The organism is Isoptericola sp. S6320L, assembly GCF_023015685.1.
GTDB classification, from domain to species: Bacteria; Actinomycetota; Actinomycetes; order Actinomycetales; family Cellulomonadaceae; genus Isoptericola; species Isoptericola halotolerans_A.
Map to the genome: position 1 here is coordinate 1 of NZ_JALKAT010000018.1, position 14,837 is coordinate 14,837.

The following is a 14,837-nucleotide window of genomic DNA, read 5'->3' on the forward strand; positions in this document are numbered from 1 at the left end:
CGGCGGGGTGGACACGGTCGTCGCGGACGTCGTGGACACGACCGGTGCGGTCGACGAGGTGCTGGGTACCGACGGTGAGGTCGAGGACCTGGTCGGCGGACTGATCGGTGAGGACGGGCTGGTCGACGACATCGTCGGTCCGGACGAGCCGGAGGAGGGCGTCACGGACGGCCTGCTCGACGAGCTCCGCAACGACCTCAACGAGACGGTCACGGACCTGCTGGAGCTCGATCTCGTCGGCGTGGTGGACGACGTCCTCGCCGAGGACGGCATCGTCGACGACGTCCTCGAGAACGGGACGACGGACACGGATCCGGACACGGATCCGGGCACGGATCCGGGCACGGACCCGGGCACGGACCCGGGCACGGATCCGGGGACTGACCCGGGGACCGATCCGGGCACGGATCCGGGGACTGACCCGGGGACCGATCCGGGCACGGACCCCGGTACTGACCCGGGGACCGATCCGGGCACGGACCCCGGTACTGACCCGGGCACCGACCCGGGCACCAACCCGGGTGACGGCACCGGCACGGACTCCGGCTCCTCGCCGGGCACCGGGTCGTTCGGCGGCGTGACCGGCACCGTCTCGGGCGGGGGCCCGGGCACGGTGACGGTCGCCGCCGAGGGGACGACGGGAGCGGAGGCGCTGGCGACGACCGGCGCGAGCTCCGGTCAGCTCGCCGCCCTGGCCGTGCTGCTCATGGTGGCGGGCACCGTGCTCGCCGCTCGACGTCGCCGGCTGCCGGTCGGCTGACACCACGCACCACTGAGCCGGTGCGGTCGTGGGACGTCGCAGGGGGGCGACCCACGACCGCACCGGCTGTGCGCCCAGGTCATGCCGCAGGCCCGGGAGGTGTGCGTCAGGCCAGCTCGCGCAACGTGTCGGCGAGGCGGTCGAACGCCCCGGGCACCGGCGCGTAGTAGGACCACCGGCCGCGCTGCGTGCGGCTGAGGAGCCCGGCATCGACCAGGATCTTCAGGTGGTGGCTGACCGTCGGCTGGCTCAGTCCGACGGGTTCGGTGAGGTCGCAGACGCAGGCCTCGCCCTCGGCGGCCGCGGTGACGGTGGACAGCAGCAGCACACGCGTCGGGTCGCCCAGCGCCTTGAAGACACGAGCGACGCGCTGCGCCTCCTCGGTGTCGACGGCGGCGCGCGGGGGCGTGCAGCAGGTCGGGGACGCGAGGGGCAGCGCGGTGGTCATGCCCCTATGTTGCCACGCATCGAAGTTTGTGGATACGTTGTGGTCGACACATTGAAGTTCTTCGATGAGGGAGCGTGGCATGGAGACGACGACGCAGCACCCGGTCGTGGTGATCGGCGCGGGGCCCGTGGGGCTCGCCGCGGCGGCACACCTGCTGGAGCGTGGGCTCGAACCGCTGGTGCTCGAGGCCGGCGCGGGACCGGGGGCCGCCGTCGGCGACTGGGGCCACGTGCGCCTCTTCTCGCCGTGGCGCTACTGCATCGACGCGGCCGCACGTCGGCTGCTCGAGGCGGGCGGGTCGTGGCGCGAGCCGGACCCGGACTCGCTGCCCACGGGCGCCGACCTGGTGGGCGACTACCTCGCCCCCCTCGCCGCGACCCCCGCCCTGGCCGATCGTGTCCGCTACGGAACCCGCGTCACCGCCGTCGCCCGCCAGGGCGCCGACCGCACGCGCTCGCTCGGACGGGAACGCCGGCCCTGGTTGGTCCGCACGGAGGCCGACGGCGTCACGCAGGACGTGCTGGCTGCCGCCGTCGTCGACGCCTCGGGCACCTACGGGCAGCCGAACCCCCTGGGCGGCAGCGGGCTGCCGGCCGTGGGGGAGCAGGAGGCGGAACCGTTCCTCGCCAGGCCGCTGCCGGACGTGCTGGGCCGCCACCGCGACCGCTTCGCCGGCCGCCGGACCCTCGTGGTCGGGATGGGGCACTCCGCGGCGAACACGCTGCTCGCGCTGACCCGCCTGGCCGAGGAGGTCCCCGGCACCGAGGTCGTCTGGGCCATCCGTGGCGGGTCACCGCGCCGGCTCTTCGGCGGTGGCACCGACGACGAGCTGCCCGCCCGCGGGCTCCTGGGCACCCGGCTGCGCGAGGCCGTCGAGGCCGGCCGGCTCGAGCTGTGGACGCGAACCACGATCGAACGGCTCGCCGCGGCCGACGGACAGGTCGTGGTCTCCGGCGTCGGGCGGGCCCCGGGCGCCCGGGAGGAAGGCGCGTTCGAGTGGCGCGTCGGCGTGATCTCGGCGGCCACGGGGTTCCGCCCCGACCTCGACATGCTCCGCGAGGTCCGTCTCGACCTGGACGACGTCGTCGAGGCCCCGGCGCGGCTGGCACCGCTCATCGACCCGAACCTGCACTCCTGCGGCACCGTGTCACCGCACGGCGAGAGCGTCCTGGCCCACCCCGACGAGGGGTTCTACCTCGTGGGCATGAAGTCGTACGGCCGGGCGCCCACCTTCCTGCTCGCCACGGGCCACGAGCAGGTGCGCTCCGTGGCCGCAGCCCTGGCCGGCGACCGCGCCGCGGCGGACGCCGTGGAGCTGGAGCTGCCCGAGACCGGCGTCTGCTCGTCAGACCTGGCAGCCGACGAGGAGCTCACCGGCGGTGCGTGCTGCGGGACGGCTCCGGCGGAATCGGCGGCCGCCGCCGGGCCCCAGCTCGTCGAGCTCACGGCGGGGCCCCGCTGAGCCACGCCCCGCGGGTGCTCGCGAGTGCGCAGCACCCGTGGGAGTCTGAGGTCATGACCGGCGACCGGGCGCGCAGGCTCCTGCCGACGGCGGCGCTCGCCGTCGTCGTCCTCGTCGCCCTCACGGCGTGCGCGGCCGGGCCCAACCCCACCCTCGACACCGCGTCGACCGTGCTCGGCGAACCGGCCGGCTTCTGGCTCGGCCTCTGGCAGGGGATGATCCTGCCGGTCACGTTCGTGGTCTCGCTGTTCACCGACACGGTCTCGGTGTACGAGGTCCACAACAACGGCAACTGGTACGACGTCGGCTACGTGCTCGGCATCTCGTTCGTCTTCGGCGGCCCGCTCGGCGCGAGCCGAGCGCGTCGCTGACTACATCGCCGGGCGCGCTACTACCTCGGCAGGGGCGGTACTACCTCGGCGGGCGGAGGCGGAGTCGGAGCTCCCGCAGCGCGATCCCGACGGCGAACACCGCGAGGCCGGCCAGCACGGCCGACGGAGGCAGCGTCACCACCAGCACCACGCACGCCACGAGGCCCAGCACCTGCAGCCACCGCGGGTAGAGCCGGTCGCTCCCTGTCTGGGTGAAGGCCGCCGCGTTGGCGACGGCGTAGTACAGCAGCACGCCGACGCTCGAGAACCCGATCGCGCCCCGCAGGTCCACCGTGAGCACGAGCACCACCACGACGGCGGCCAGGGTCACCTCGGCCCGGTGCGGCACCCGGAAGCGCGGGTGCACGGCCGACAGCCACCGTGGCAGGTCGCCCTCCCGCGCCATCGCGAGCGTCGTCCGGCCGATCCCCGCCACCAGGGCCAGCAGCGCACCGAGCGACGCCGCCGCCGCCCCGACGCGCACCACGACCCCCGCCCAGGACGAGTCCTCGACCGCGACCGCCAGCGGCGCCGTCGTGCCGGCGATCCCGTCGAGGCCCAGCGCGGCCAGCAGTGTCAGGGCCACCACGGTGTACACGACGACGGCGCCGCCGAGCGCCAGCAGGATCGCCCGCGGGATGGTCCGGCGCGGGTCGCGCACCTCCTCGCCCATCGTGGCGATCCGCGCGTAGCCGGCGAACGCGAAGAACAGCAGCCCGGCGCCCTGGAGCACCCCGTACGCCACGGCCCAGCCGCCGGCCGTGCCGTCCGCCGCGGCGCCGCCGTCGGGCGGTACCGCGGCGAAGGGCGCGGGAGCCCCGCTCCACACGACGGCCGTCCAGGTGGCCAGCGCCAGCAGCACCAGTGCGACGATCCATCGCGTCAGGCGGGCCGTGCGGGTGACGCCGCGGTAGTTCACCGCGGCCAGCGCGACGACGGCGGCCGCCGCCACGGGACGTTCCCAGCCGGGCGGGGCGGCATAGGCGGCGAAGGTCAGCGCCATCGCGGCGCAGCTCGCCGTCTTGCCCACCACGAACCCCCAGCCGGCGAGGTAGCCCCACCGGTCGCCGAGGCGCTCGCGGCCGTAGACGTACGTGCCGCCGGCCACCGGGTACTGCGCGGCGAGCTGTGCGGACGACGTCGCGTTGGCGTAGGCGACGACGGCGGCGATCGCCAGGGCGCCGAGCAGCGCCCAGCCGGTGCCGGCGGGCAGCACGGCAGCGGCAGCGGGGCCGAACGCGGCGAAGACGCCGGCGCCGATCATCGAGCCGAGGCCGATGGCCACGGCGTCGCGGGTGCCGAGCCGGCGGGCGAGCTGGGTCACGGGTGGAGGGTCCTCTCCAGGACGTGCGCGGGGGCCTTCCCCGTGGTCATCCTGCCGGTGGGTGGGGTGTGCGGGCGAACTGCTGGTAGTTCTTGTTGCCGCCGGACAAGTTGGCCACGTCGGTGAAGCCGAGGTTGCGCAGCACGTTCTGCCCGGCGTTGCCGGTGACGCCCTTGTTGCAGTACGTCACGGTGGGCAGCGTGGGGTCGAGCTCGCCGGCGCGCGCCCGCAGCTCGGCCAGCGGGATGTGCACCGAGCCCTCGACGAACCCCTTGGCGCGGTCCTTGGCGGAGCGGACGTCGACCACCTGGATCTTCTCGCCGGCGGCGCGTCGGCGGTCCAGCTCGGCGGGGGAGAGGAGCGGGGCGGATCCCCGCACGGCGTTGTCGAGCGCCATGCCCGTGTAGTGCACCGGGTCCTTCGTGGTGGCGTACGTCGGGGCGTAGGCGAGGTCGAGGTGGAACAGGTCGTCCACCGTCGCGCCGTACGTGATCGCGGTGGCGAGCACGTCGATGCGCTTGTCGACGCCGGAGGGTCCGATCGCCTGTGCGCCGAGCAGCCGTCCGGTGGCGCGGTCCGCGACGGCCTTGATCAGCATCTCGCGCCCGCCGAGGTACGGCGGACGGTCGGGCTTGATGTTGTGCACGACGACGACGTCGTGCCCGGCGGCGCGGGCCCGGTCCTCGGTGAGCCCGGTCTGGGCGACCGCCTGGTCGAACACCCGCACGATGGACGTGCCGAGGATGCCGCGGTGCGCCAGCGAGCCACCGGTGAGCGCGTCGCCGGCGACGCGGCCCATCTTGTTGGCGGTCGAGCCGAGCGGCACCCAGGTGGGCTCGCCGGTGATCACGTCGAAGCCCTCGGCGACGTCCCCGACGGCCCAGACGCGCGGCACGCCGGTGCGGCCCTGCCGGTCGACGGCGACGGCCCCGGTGGGTCCCACGGTGGCGCCGGCGGCGCGGGGCAGGTCGAGGTTCGGGCGTACTCCGACGGCGACGAGCACCAGGTCGGCAGGGAGGGTGCGCTCGCCGTCGGCGTCCTGCACGACGACGGCGCTCACGTCGCCGGACGGGTCCGCCTCGCCAGCGTCGGCCATGGCGCCCGGTGTCCCGGCGCCCTCGACACGGACCAGGCGCGTGCGGGTGAGCAGCTCCACGCCGTGGGCGCGCAGCTCGGCGTCGACGCGGGCGGACATGTCGCCGTCCATGCGTGGCATGGCGTGCTCCTGGGCCTCGACCACCGTGACGTCGAGGCCGCGGCCGACGAGCTGCTCGGCGGTCTCCAGGCCGATGTACCCGGCCCCCACCACGACGACGCGGGTGACGTCGCGGTCGGTGAGCCAGGCGTGGACGCCGCGCGCGTCACGCGGGTTGCGCAACGTGAACACACCGGGTCGGTCGACGCCGGGGACGGGCGGGACGACGGGGGAGACCCCGGTGGCGAGCACGAGCTCGTCGTAGGTGTCGGTGAAGGTCTCGCCGGTCGCCAGCTCGCGCACGCGGACGGTCCGGGCGTAAGGGTCGACCCCGGTGACCTCGTGGCCCGTGCGGACGTCGGCGCCGTAGCGCTGTGCGAACCAGGCGGCGTCGCGCGGGGTCAGGTCGTCGATGCTCTCCACCTCGCCGCCGAGGTAGTAGGGCAGGCCGCACCCGGAGTACGAGATGTCGGTGTCGCGCTCGTAGATCGTGATCTGCGCGTCCTCGGTGTTGCGGCGGGCCTTGGCCGCGGCGGACGTCCCGGCGGCGACGGAACCCACGACGACGATCTTCATCAGGCGACCGCCTCGACGTCGAGGGACGCGAGCAGGCCGCGGACGCGCCGCTCGATCTCGTCGCGGATGGGGCGCACCGCCTCGATGCCCTGGCCGGCCGGGTCGTCGAGCTGCCAGTCCTCGTACCGCTTGCCGGGGTAGATCGGGCAGGCGTCACCGCAGCCCATGGTGATGACCACGTCGGACGCCTCGACGGCCTCGGTGGTGAGGACCTTGGGCTGCTCGGCGCGGATGTCGATGCCGCGCTCGAGCATCGCCTCGACGGCGACCGGGTTGATGGTGTCCTTCGGCGCGGAGCCGGCCGAACGGACCTCGACGGCACCGCCGCCGAGCTCGCGCAGGAACCCGGCGGCCATCTGCGAGCGCCCGGCGTTGTGGACGCAGACGAACAGGGCGGAGGGTGTGGTGGGCATGGTGTGCTCCTCGGCGGCGGGGCGGGGTCGGTCAGCAGACAGGGGCGGTCAGCGGGGCAGGGTCAGGTCGGGCAGCAGGTCGGTGAGCAGGGCGCGGACGCGCACGTCGAGCTCGTCGCGGATGGCGCGCACCCCGGACGGCGAGGCGAGGGCGGGGTCGCCCACCACCCAGTCCTCGTACCGCTTGCCGGGCAGGACGGGGCAGGTGTCCCCGCACCCCATCGTGACGACGACGTCCGCGGCCCGTAGCGCGTCGTCGGTCAGGGGCTTCGGGTACGCGACCGCGGCGGCGGCGTCGGCAGCGTCGGCGGGGTCGGGCTCGAGCCCGAGCTCGGCGAGGAACGGGGCGACCGCCGCGTGCACCCCGCCCGTGGGGACCGACCCGGCGGACCGGACGACGACGCGGTCACCGGCGTAGTGCCGGAGCAGGGCGGCGGCGAGCTGGGAGCGGCCGGCGTTGGCGACGCAGACGAAGAGCACCTGCGGCGGTCTCGCCGCCGCCGAGGTGCCGCCGTCGGCGCGGTCCGCCGCCCGCGTCGTGGCGGCGTCGACGAGCCGCTGCCGGGCGAAGTGCTCGGTCAGCGGCACGAGGTGGGCGGTCATCCCGCCGCGCCGGGCGAGCGCCGTGTACGACTCGCGCACCACCCGCAGCGCGTCGGCGGGGTCCGTTCCCGGGCCCCGCTCGGCGAGCGACCCGGCGAGCCGGACGAGCTCGGGCTCGACGTCGGACAGGCCGGTCAGCTCCCGCGGGCGATCGGCCCGCTGGTGCTCGAGCGCGGCCGGCGCGAACCGGTCCAGGAGCGTCGTCACGGCGCCCCGGTAGTCGGGTGCGATCCGGTACCAGACCCAGGTGCCGCGCCGCTGGGACGCGAGGACGCCGACGTCGCGCAGCACCTTGAGGTGGTGGCTCACGGTGGGCTGGGAGACGTCGGCGAGCTCGGCGAGGTCGCACACGCACGCCTCGCCGTCGGCCGTGGTGGCGATGGCGGACAGCATGCGCAGCCGCAGCGGGTCGGCGAGCGCCTTGAGCGTCGTGGCGACGACGTCCGCGGCGTCGGCGCCGATGGCGTGGTCGGCCGCGGTGAGCCGGGGTGCACAGACGGCGTCGTCGGTCGCCGGGGTGAGGGTGGTCATGGCTGGGCCTCCACGGATGCTGGCTGCGGTGCGGCGCTCGCCCGTGGGTCGACGCCGAACCAGCGGCGCCCGGCCCACAGGCTGACGTAGACGAGGCCCACGAGCACGGGGACCTCGATGAGCGGCCCGACGACGCCGGCGAGTGCCTCGCCGGAGGTGGCGCCGAAGGTCGCGACGGCGACGGCGATGGCGAGCTCGAAGTTGTTGCCGGCCGCGGTGAAGGCGAGGGTGGTCGTGCGGGCGTACCCCAGGCCGAGCGCCTTGCCGGTGACCATGCCGATGCCCCACATGAGGCCGAAGTAGACGAGCAGCGGCAGCGCGATCCGGGCGACGTCGGCCGGGTGGGAGGAGACCTGCTCGCCCTGCAGGGCGAAGAGCAGGACGATCGTGAACAGCAGGCCGTACAGGGCCCACGGGCCGACGCGCGGCACGAAGCTCGCCTCGTACCAGTCCCGGCCGCGCGTGCGCTCGCCGATCGCGCGCGAGGCGAACCCGGCGGCGAGCGGGATGCCGAGGAAGACGAGCACGTTGAGCGCGATCTGGCCGATCGAGACGTCGAGGCCGGCGGTGTCGAGGCCGAGCCAGCCCGGCAGCACCGTGAGGTAGAAGTAGCCGAGCAGGGAGAACATCACGACCTGGAACACGGAGTTGATCGCCACGAGCACGGCGGCGGCCTCCCGGTCGCCGCAGGCGAGGTCGTTCCAGATGACCACCATGGCGATGCAGCGGGCCAGCCCGACGATGATGAGTCCGGTGCGGTAGGCCGGCAGGTCGGGCAGGAAGATCCACGCCAGGGCGAACATGAGCCCGGGGCCGACGACCCAGTTCAGCACCAGCGAGCTGACCAGCAGCCGCTTGTCGCCCGTGACGGCGGCCATCCGGTCGTAGCGGACCTTGGCCAGCACCGGGTACATCATGACCAGCAGGCCCAGCGCGATGGGCAGCGAGATGCCACCCACCTCGAGCGCGGCGAGCAGGTCGCCGAGGGCCGGGACGAAGCGTCCGAGGAGGAGACCGGCCACCATCGCCAGCCCGATCCAGGCGGGCAACCAGCGGTCGAGGGTGGACAGGCGGGGGCTGACGGGCGCCTCGGCGGTCGTCGTCATCGTGCTCCAGACGTGGTTGTTTCGAAGAGCTTCAATATAGACGGATCTCGATACAGAGGTCCAGCCGCCGGAGGTCTTGTGGACCGACTGAACACCTGTTTAGTCTGTTGAACATGAGTTCAGCCGAGGCCGGTCCGGTGCCGGAGGGGACGTCGCCCACGGGGCGGCCGCCGTCCGACGGCTCGACGCGCGACCGCATCCGCGACGCCGCCGTGCTGCGCTTCGCGCGGTCCGGGTTCGGCACCTCCGTGCGCACCATCGCCGCCGACGCCGGCGTGAGCCCCGCGCTGGTCATCCACCACTTCGGGTCCAAGGACGCGCTGCACCGCGCCTGCGACGACTTCGTGCTGCGCTGGATCGTCGCGGCCAAGCGGCAGAACATGGGCAGGGCCGCGGGCGGTCAGCTCCTGCAGGTCATGGCCGAGGTCGACGAGTTCGCCCCGCTCCTGGGCTACGCCGTCCGGTCGCTGCAGGCAGGCGGCGAGGTCGCCCGGGCGTTCGTGCAGCACATGATCGACGACGCCCAGGTCTACACGCGCGAGGCGGTGGCCGACGGGATCGTCAAGCCGAGCCTCGACGAGGACGCCCGGGTGCGGTACCTCGTGCTGTCGTCCCTCGGCACCCTGCTGCTCTCCCTGACCCTCGACCCGCCGGACGACCCGGAGGACTTCGGGGCGAACGTCCGCGCCTTCATGACCGAGCAGTACCTGCCGATGATCGAGCTGTTCACCCAGGGCTTCCTCACCAGCCGCCGCATGCTCGACGACTACCTGCTCTACGTCGGGGACCCGCCGGCCGGAACCGGGACCGACCCCGAACCCGACCACGAGCACGTCCCCGAGACCACGAGCGAGGAACGATGAACAGCACCACCACGGGCACCACGGCGCCCGCGATCGAGATCCACGACCTGCACAAGTCCTTCGGCGCGGTCCGGGCCCTGGACGGCCTCGACCTCACCGTCACCCACGGCCAGGTCGCCGGCTTCCTCGGCCCGAACGGCGCCGGGAAGTCCACCGCCATCCGCGTCCTGCTGGGGCTGCTGCGCAAGGACTCCGGGCAGGTCCGCCTGCTCGGCGGCGACCCCTGGTCCGACGCCGTCGCGCTGCACCGGCGGCTGGCCTACGTCCCCGGCGACGTCAGCCTGTGGCCGAACCTGTCGGGCGGCGAGTCCATCGACTACCTGGCTCGCCTGCGCGGCAAGGTCGACAAGAAGCGCAAGGACGAGCTGCTGGAGCGGTTCGGCCTCGACCCCACCAAGAAGACCCGCACCTACTCCAAGGGCAACCGGCAGAAGGTCGCCCTCGTGTCGGCCTTCATGTCCGACGTCGACCTGCTCGTCCTCGACGAGCCGACGTCCGGCCTGGACCCGCTGATGGAGGCCGTCTTCATGGAGTACGTCCGCGAGGCCAAGGACCGCGGCACGTCGGTGCTCCTGTCGAGCCACATCCTGTCCGAGGTCGAGAAGGTGTGCGACACCGTGACGATCATCCGCCAGGGCCGGGCCGTCGAGTCCGGCACGCTGGAGGAGCTGCGCCACCTGACGCGTTCGAGCGTCACCACCGTGGTGGCGGGCGACCCGGCGGCGCTGTCCGCCCTGCCCGGGGTGCACGACGTCGCCACGGTGGGCACCGACGAGGGCACGCGCGTCACGTTCGACGTGGACAACGCGCAGATCGGCGGCGTCCTGACCGCGCTGAGCACCCTGGACGTGCGCAGCTTCACCGCTGCCCCGCCGTCGCTCGAGGAGCTGTTCCTGCGGCACTACGGCGAGGACGTCTCCGATGCCGCGGCCGGCTCCGACGCCGGGTCCGACGACGGTACCCACGTCCGCCCGGACGACCGGCCCGGCAAGCACTCCCGGGCCGGCAGCAAGGCGGGTGCGCGATGACCGCGACCCTCGAGCGCACCGCACCCGCGGCGTCGTCCGCCGCCGGCCGGGGCGGGTCCACCCTGACCGGGACCGGCAGCCTGGTCCGCTTCATCCTGCGCCGGGACCGGGTACGGCTGGCCGTGTGGACCGGCTCGCTGGTGCTGTTCTACGCGTACTTCACCGCGGCGCTCGGCATCATGGGCGAGACGGAGGGCGCCCTCCAGGCGCGCGGGGCCCTCATGGAGACGCCGTCGGGCATCGTCATGGGCGGTCCCGGCTACGGCGTCGAGAACTACACCGTCGGCGCGGCCATGGCGAACGAGGGCACGGTCTGGGTCGTCCTCGCGCTCGCGCTGATGAGCATCCTGCACGTGGTGCGGCACACCCGCGCCGAGGAGGAGTCCAGCCGCTCGGAGCTGGTGCGCGCCGCACCGGTCGGCCGGCACGCCCCTGCGGTCGCGGCGGTTGCCACGCTCGTCCTCGTCAACGCCGTCATCGCCGTCGTCTCGGCGCTCGCGATGACCGGTGTCGGCGGCGCGGAGGAGATGCCCCTGGTCGACTCGCTCGGCATGACGGTGGGCTCGGGGCTGAGTGCCATGGTCTTCGGCGCGATCGCCCTCGTGTTCTGCCAGCTCGTCGAGCACGGCCGGGGCGCGACCGGCCGCAGCGTGGCCGTGTTCGGTCTCGCGTTCGCGATCGAGGTCGCCGGCAACCTGCGCGAGGTGCCGGGCGGCAGCACGCTGTCCTGGTTCTCCCCGATCGCGTGGGCGCAGCAGACCCGTGCGTTCGTCGACCTGCGCTGGTGGCCGATGGCGCTGAGCGTCGTCGCAATCGTCGTGCTGCTCGTCGCTGCTTCGATGCTCGCGTCCCGGCGGGACTTCGGCGGCGGCATGATCGCGACGCGGGCCGGTCGGCCCGACGCCCGCGAGTCGTTGCGGGGCCCGCTCGCCCTCGCCTGGATCCAGCAGCGGGGAGCCCTGCGCTGGTCCGCCCTGGGTCTGGGTGCGATGTGGTTGGCATCCGGCACGCTCATCCCCGAGATCGGCACCATGCTCGGCGACCTCGTCGCCGACAACCCGGCGATGCAGGCGTTCTTCGGCGGGGACACGTCGCAGCTCGAGGCGGCGTTCCTCGGCGCGATCATGCTCTACGGTGCCCTGTGCGCCGCCGCGTACGCCATCGTCATGGGGCTGCGCCCCAAGGCGGAGGAGACGACGGCGCGGGCCGAGGTCGTCCTGTCCACCCCGGTCTCCCGCGGGCGCTGGCTCGGCGCGCAGCTCCTCGTCGCGGGTGCCGGCACCGTCGTGCTGCTGGCGGTGGGCGTGTACGCCCTGTGGGCCGGTGCGGCCTCCGTCGGCGTGACCGAGCCCGGGCTGGGCACCTACACGGAGGTGCTGGTCAGCTATGTGCCCGCCGTACTGATCTACCTGGGACTGACGGCCGCGCTGTTCGCCTGGATCCCGAGGGCCACCGCCGCCGGGTGGGCACTGCTGGCGTACACGTTCGTCATCGGCATGTTCGGCGGGCTCATCGAGGACCTGCCCGAGGCTGCCCGCTGGATCTCGCCGTTCCACTGGGTGCCGGAGCCGTTCGTCGCGGACTTCGACGCCGGGTCCTTCGCCGGTCTCACCGCGGTCGCCGCGGGGCTGCTCGTCCTGGCGTTCGTCGGCTTCCGCCGTCGGGACCTGCAGTCCACCTGATCCCGTCGACCGGTCGGAGCGGGGCGCGGGGGAACCGGCGCCCCGCTCCGGCCGGTCAGCGGGCGGTGTGCATCGCACCACTGGGCGGTCTGCTGCGCCGGAACGGGTACTACCGTGGTTCGCCGTGACCACACCTGATCGGGCGACCGGCCCTCACCTGGACGTCCCGGACGAATCGCTCGCGCACGGGCTGCGTCCGCGGCACCTGACGATGATGGGCCTGGGTTCCGCGATCGGCGCCGGGCTGTTCCTCGGCTCGGGCGAGGCGATCGCCACCGCCGGACCGGCCGTGCTCATCAGCTATGCCATCGCCGGAGCCATCGTCGTGGCCGTCATGCGGATGCTGGCCGAGATGGCGTCCGCGCTGCCCGCCTCCGGCTCCTTCTCCGTGTACGCCGAGGTCGCGCTCGGACGCTGGGCCGGGTTCCTGCTCGGCTGGCTGTACTGGTTCACGCTGATCATGGTGCTCGGCGTGGAGGTCACCGGCGTGGCGGAGATCGTCGCCGGCTGGTGGCCGGCCGTGCCGCAGTGGGTGGTCGCCGGCGTCGTCGTCGTGGTGCTCGGCGGCATCAACCTGATCGGCGTGCGGCAGTTCGGCGAGGCCGAGTTCTGGTTCGCGCTGATCAAGGTGGGCGCCATCGTGGCGTTCCTCGCCGTGGGCGCGCTCATCGTGCTCGGGGTCATCCCGGTCACGGGCAGCGTGCTCGGGCAGTGGGCCGAGCACGGCGGGTTCGCCCCGGCGGGCGTCGGCGGCATCGCGGCCGGGCTGCTGGCCGTGGCCTTCGCGTTCGGCGGTATCGAGATCGTGGCCATCGCCGCGGCCGAGGCGCGCGACCCCCGGGACGCCGTCGCGCGCGCCACCCGCACGATCCTGTGGCGCATCATGCTCTTCTACATCGGCTCCGTCGCGATCATCGTGGCGCTCCTGCCGTGGGACGACGCGACCGCGCTCACGTCGCCGTTCGTCGGGGTCCTCGAGCTGGCAGGGTTCGACGGCGCGGCGCGGCTCATGGAGGTCGTCGTCGTGCTGGCGCTGCTCAGCGCGTTCAACGCCCAGGTGTACGGCACGTCGCGGATGCTCTACTCGCTCGGCGAGCGGGGTGACGCTCCCGCGGCGGCCACCCGGGTCTCGCGCCGGGAGGTGCCGTGGGTGGCCGTCCTGGTGTCCGTGTTCTTCGGCGTCGTCGCGGTGCTGCTGAACTGGCTGCTGCCGGAGGCGCTGCTCTCCGTGCTGCTCAACGCCGTCGGCTCCGCGCTCTTCGTCGTCTGGCTGCTCATCACCATCTCGCAGCTTCGTCTCCGGCCGCGCCTGGAGGCCGAGGCGGAACGCTCCGGCGAGCCGATGCGGCTGCGGATGTGGGGCTACCCCTGGCTGACCTGGGTGACCCTCGCGGCCCTCGTGGGGCTCGCCGCGCTGATGCTCACCGACGACGCCGCACGATCGCAGCTGGCCGCCACCGCCGGGCTGGTGGTCGTCATCCTCGGTGCGTACCTCGTGCGCCGTGCTCGCGGCCGGCGCCAGGTCTCGTCGCCGGAGGTGGGAGCATGAGCGCCATGGGAGAGCTCCTCGCCGTCTGCCGCGTCCACCAGCTGCTGCCCGATCCGGGGACCGTCGGGGTCACCGCCATCGACAAGCGGCCCGTCCAGGACCGGGTGCGCGCCGGTCGGTACGGGCTCTACGGTGACGTCCAGGCGGACCGCGCCGACCACGGGGGCCCGGACCAGGCCGTCTACGCCTACGCGGCCGAGGACGCCGCGTTCTGGGAGCCGGAGCTCGAGCGCGAGATCCCGCCGGGCCTGTTCGGCGAGAACCTGCGGACCCGCGCCGTCGACGTCTCCGGGGCGCTGATCGGCGAGCGCTGGCGGATCGGGACGGCGCTGCTCGAGGTGACCCAGCCGCGCACGCCGTGCGCCACGTTCGCGCGCCGCCTCGGTTCGCCCCCGCGATGGGTGCGGCGCTTCACCGAGGCGAACCGCACCGGGGCCTACCTGCGGGTCGTGGAGCCGGGAGAGCTGGGCGCGGGCGACGCGGTCGAGATCGTCTCCCGGCCCACCCACGGCGTCTCCGTGGCGGACTGGTACGGCACCTGGAGCGCCGGTGCTCCGGCGTTCGCGGCGGCGGCCGAGCTGGCCGGGGCGCTGCGGACGTCTGCCGAGGCCGGCGAGGTGCGGCTGAGCGACGAGATGGATGCACGCGTCACCAAGGCTCTGTCGCGCTGAGGCTCTGTCGCGCTGAGGCGGTCGGGCTCCCCGGTCCGCTGCGGCTGTCAGGGCTGTCAGGGCGCGACCGCCTCGTAGTACAGCTCGTTCCCGTCAGCGACGCGGAGGTAGCCGGTGCGCAGCGAGGTCTCGACAGGCATCTGGCGAGGATATCCAGTCGCCGGTGAGGTGACCGGTCACCGGTGGCCGGGCGCTGCTTCCTGTCGTCGCAGGTCAGGCACCCGGTCTCGCCCTGAGACCTCTTGCGCTCCCTGT

At 73.8% G+C, this 14,837-nt stretch carries 13 protein-coding genes and 1 pseudogene; 8 read left to right on the forward strand and 6 right to left on the reverse strand.

Features of this window, described 5'->3' with window-relative positions:
• Positions 1-760 (forward strand): annotated as a pseudogene (locus MWU57_RS11030) (hypothetical protein); the annotation flags it as partial.
• Between the two features lie 106 nt (positions 761-866).
• Here the strand turns inward: MWU57_RS11030 and MWU57_RS11035 are convergent.
• A complete protein-coding gene (locus MWU57_RS11035; protein WP_246909228.1) occupies positions 867-1,208 on the reverse strand; it encodes a helix-turn-helix transcriptional regulator in 342 nt (113 codons plus the stop codon).
• A gap of 79 nt (positions 1,209-1,287) precedes the next feature.
• On the opposite strand from MWU57_RS11035, the gene MWU57_RS11040 reads away from it, so the two are divergent.
• Positions 1,288-2,670: an FAD-dependent oxidoreductase gene (locus tag MWU57_RS11040; RefSeq protein ID WP_246909229.1), complete on the forward strand. Its 1,383-nt coding sequence runs from the start codon at positions 1,288-1,290 to the stop codon at positions 2,668-2,670.
• A gap of 53 nt (positions 2,671-2,723) precedes the next feature.
• On the forward strand, positions 2,724-3,041 hold the full coding sequence (locus tag MWU57_RS11045) for a hypothetical protein (RefSeq protein ID WP_106264329.1): 318 nt from the start codon (positions 2,724-2,726) through the stop codon (positions 3,039-3,041).
• 40 nt (positions 3,042-3,081) lie between these two features.
• Here the strand turns inward: MWU57_RS11045 and MWU57_RS11050 are convergent, their stop codons facing one another.
• Genes MWU57_RS11050 through arsB form a run of 5 tightly spaced genes read right to left on the reverse strand, consistent with a single transcriptional unit; the run spans position 3,082 to position 8,789 of the window.
• On the reverse strand, positions 3,082-4,365 hold the full coding sequence (locus tag MWU57_RS11050) for an APC family permease (RefSeq protein WP_308221173.1): 1,284 nt from the start codon (positions 4,363-4,365) through the stop codon (positions 3,082-3,084).
• A gap of 46 nt (positions 4,366-4,411) precedes the next feature.
• A complete protein-coding gene (locus MWU57_RS11055) occupies positions 4,412-6,136 on the reverse strand; it encodes an FAD-dependent oxidoreductase (protein ID WP_246909230.1) in 1,725 nt (574 codons plus the stop codon).
• Complete coding sequence (locus tag MWU57_RS11060; protein ID WP_106264333.1) at positions 6,136-6,549, reverse strand: arsenate reductase ArsC; 414 nt, start codon at positions 6,547-6,549, stop codon at positions 6,136-6,138. Before MWU57_RS11060 ends, MWU57_RS11055 begins: the two co-directional genes overlap by 1 nt.
• A gap of 48 nt (positions 6,550-6,597) precedes the next feature.
• A complete protein-coding gene (locus MWU57_RS11065) occupies positions 6,598-7,683 on the reverse strand; it encodes a metalloregulator ArsR/SmtB family transcription factor (RefSeq protein WP_246909231.1) in 1,086 nt (361 codons plus the stop codon).
• Positions 7,680-8,789, reverse strand: coding sequence for an ACR3 family arsenite efflux transporter (arsB, locus tag MWU57_RS11070; protein WP_246909232.1), 1,110 nt, complete (start codon positions 8,787-8,789; stop codon positions 7,680-7,682). Before arsB ends, MWU57_RS11065 begins: the two co-directional genes overlap by 4 nt.
• Before the next feature lie 113 nt (positions 8,790-8,902).
• Here arsB and MWU57_RS11075 point away from each other — a divergent pair, with 113 nt between their 5' ends.
• The 5 genes from MWU57_RS11075 (at position 8,903) to MWU57_RS11095 (ending at position 14,582) form a co-directional block, all read left to right on the forward strand.
• Entirely contained in the window at positions 8,903-9,652 is a 750-nt protein-coding gene (locus MWU57_RS11075; RefSeq protein WP_246909233.1) for a TetR/AcrR family transcriptional regulator, read from the forward strand.
• Positions 9,649-10,680 carry an ABC transporter ATP-binding protein gene (locus MWU57_RS11080; RefSeq protein ID WP_246909235.1) on the forward strand — a complete coding sequence of 344 codons (1,032 nt, stop codon included), beginning with the start codon at positions 9,649-9,651 and terminating at the stop codon, positions 10,678-10,680. The genes MWU57_RS11075 and MWU57_RS11080 overlap by 4 nt, the downstream gene beginning before the upstream one ends.
• Positions 10,677-12,362, forward strand: coding sequence for an ABC transporter permease (locus tag MWU57_RS11085; RefSeq protein ID WP_246909236.1), 1,686 nt, complete (start codon positions 10,677-10,679; stop codon positions 12,360-12,362). Before MWU57_RS11080 ends, MWU57_RS11085 begins: the two co-directional genes overlap by 4 nt.
• A 124-nt stretch (positions 12,363-12,486) precedes the next feature.
• The gene (locus tag MWU57_RS11090) at positions 12,487-13,911 is read left to right on the forward strand and encodes an amino acid permease (RefSeq protein ID WP_308221174.1); all 1,425 of its coding nucleotides are present in this window, start codon (positions 12,487-12,489) and stop codon (positions 13,909-13,911) included.
• Complete coding sequence (locus tag MWU57_RS11095) at positions 13,908-14,582, forward strand: MOSC domain-containing protein (protein ID WP_308221175.1); 675 nt, start codon at positions 13,908-13,910, stop codon at positions 14,580-14,582. Before MWU57_RS11090 ends, MWU57_RS11095 begins: the two co-directional genes overlap by 4 nt.
• Positions 14,583-14,837 lie beyond the last annotated feature (255 nt).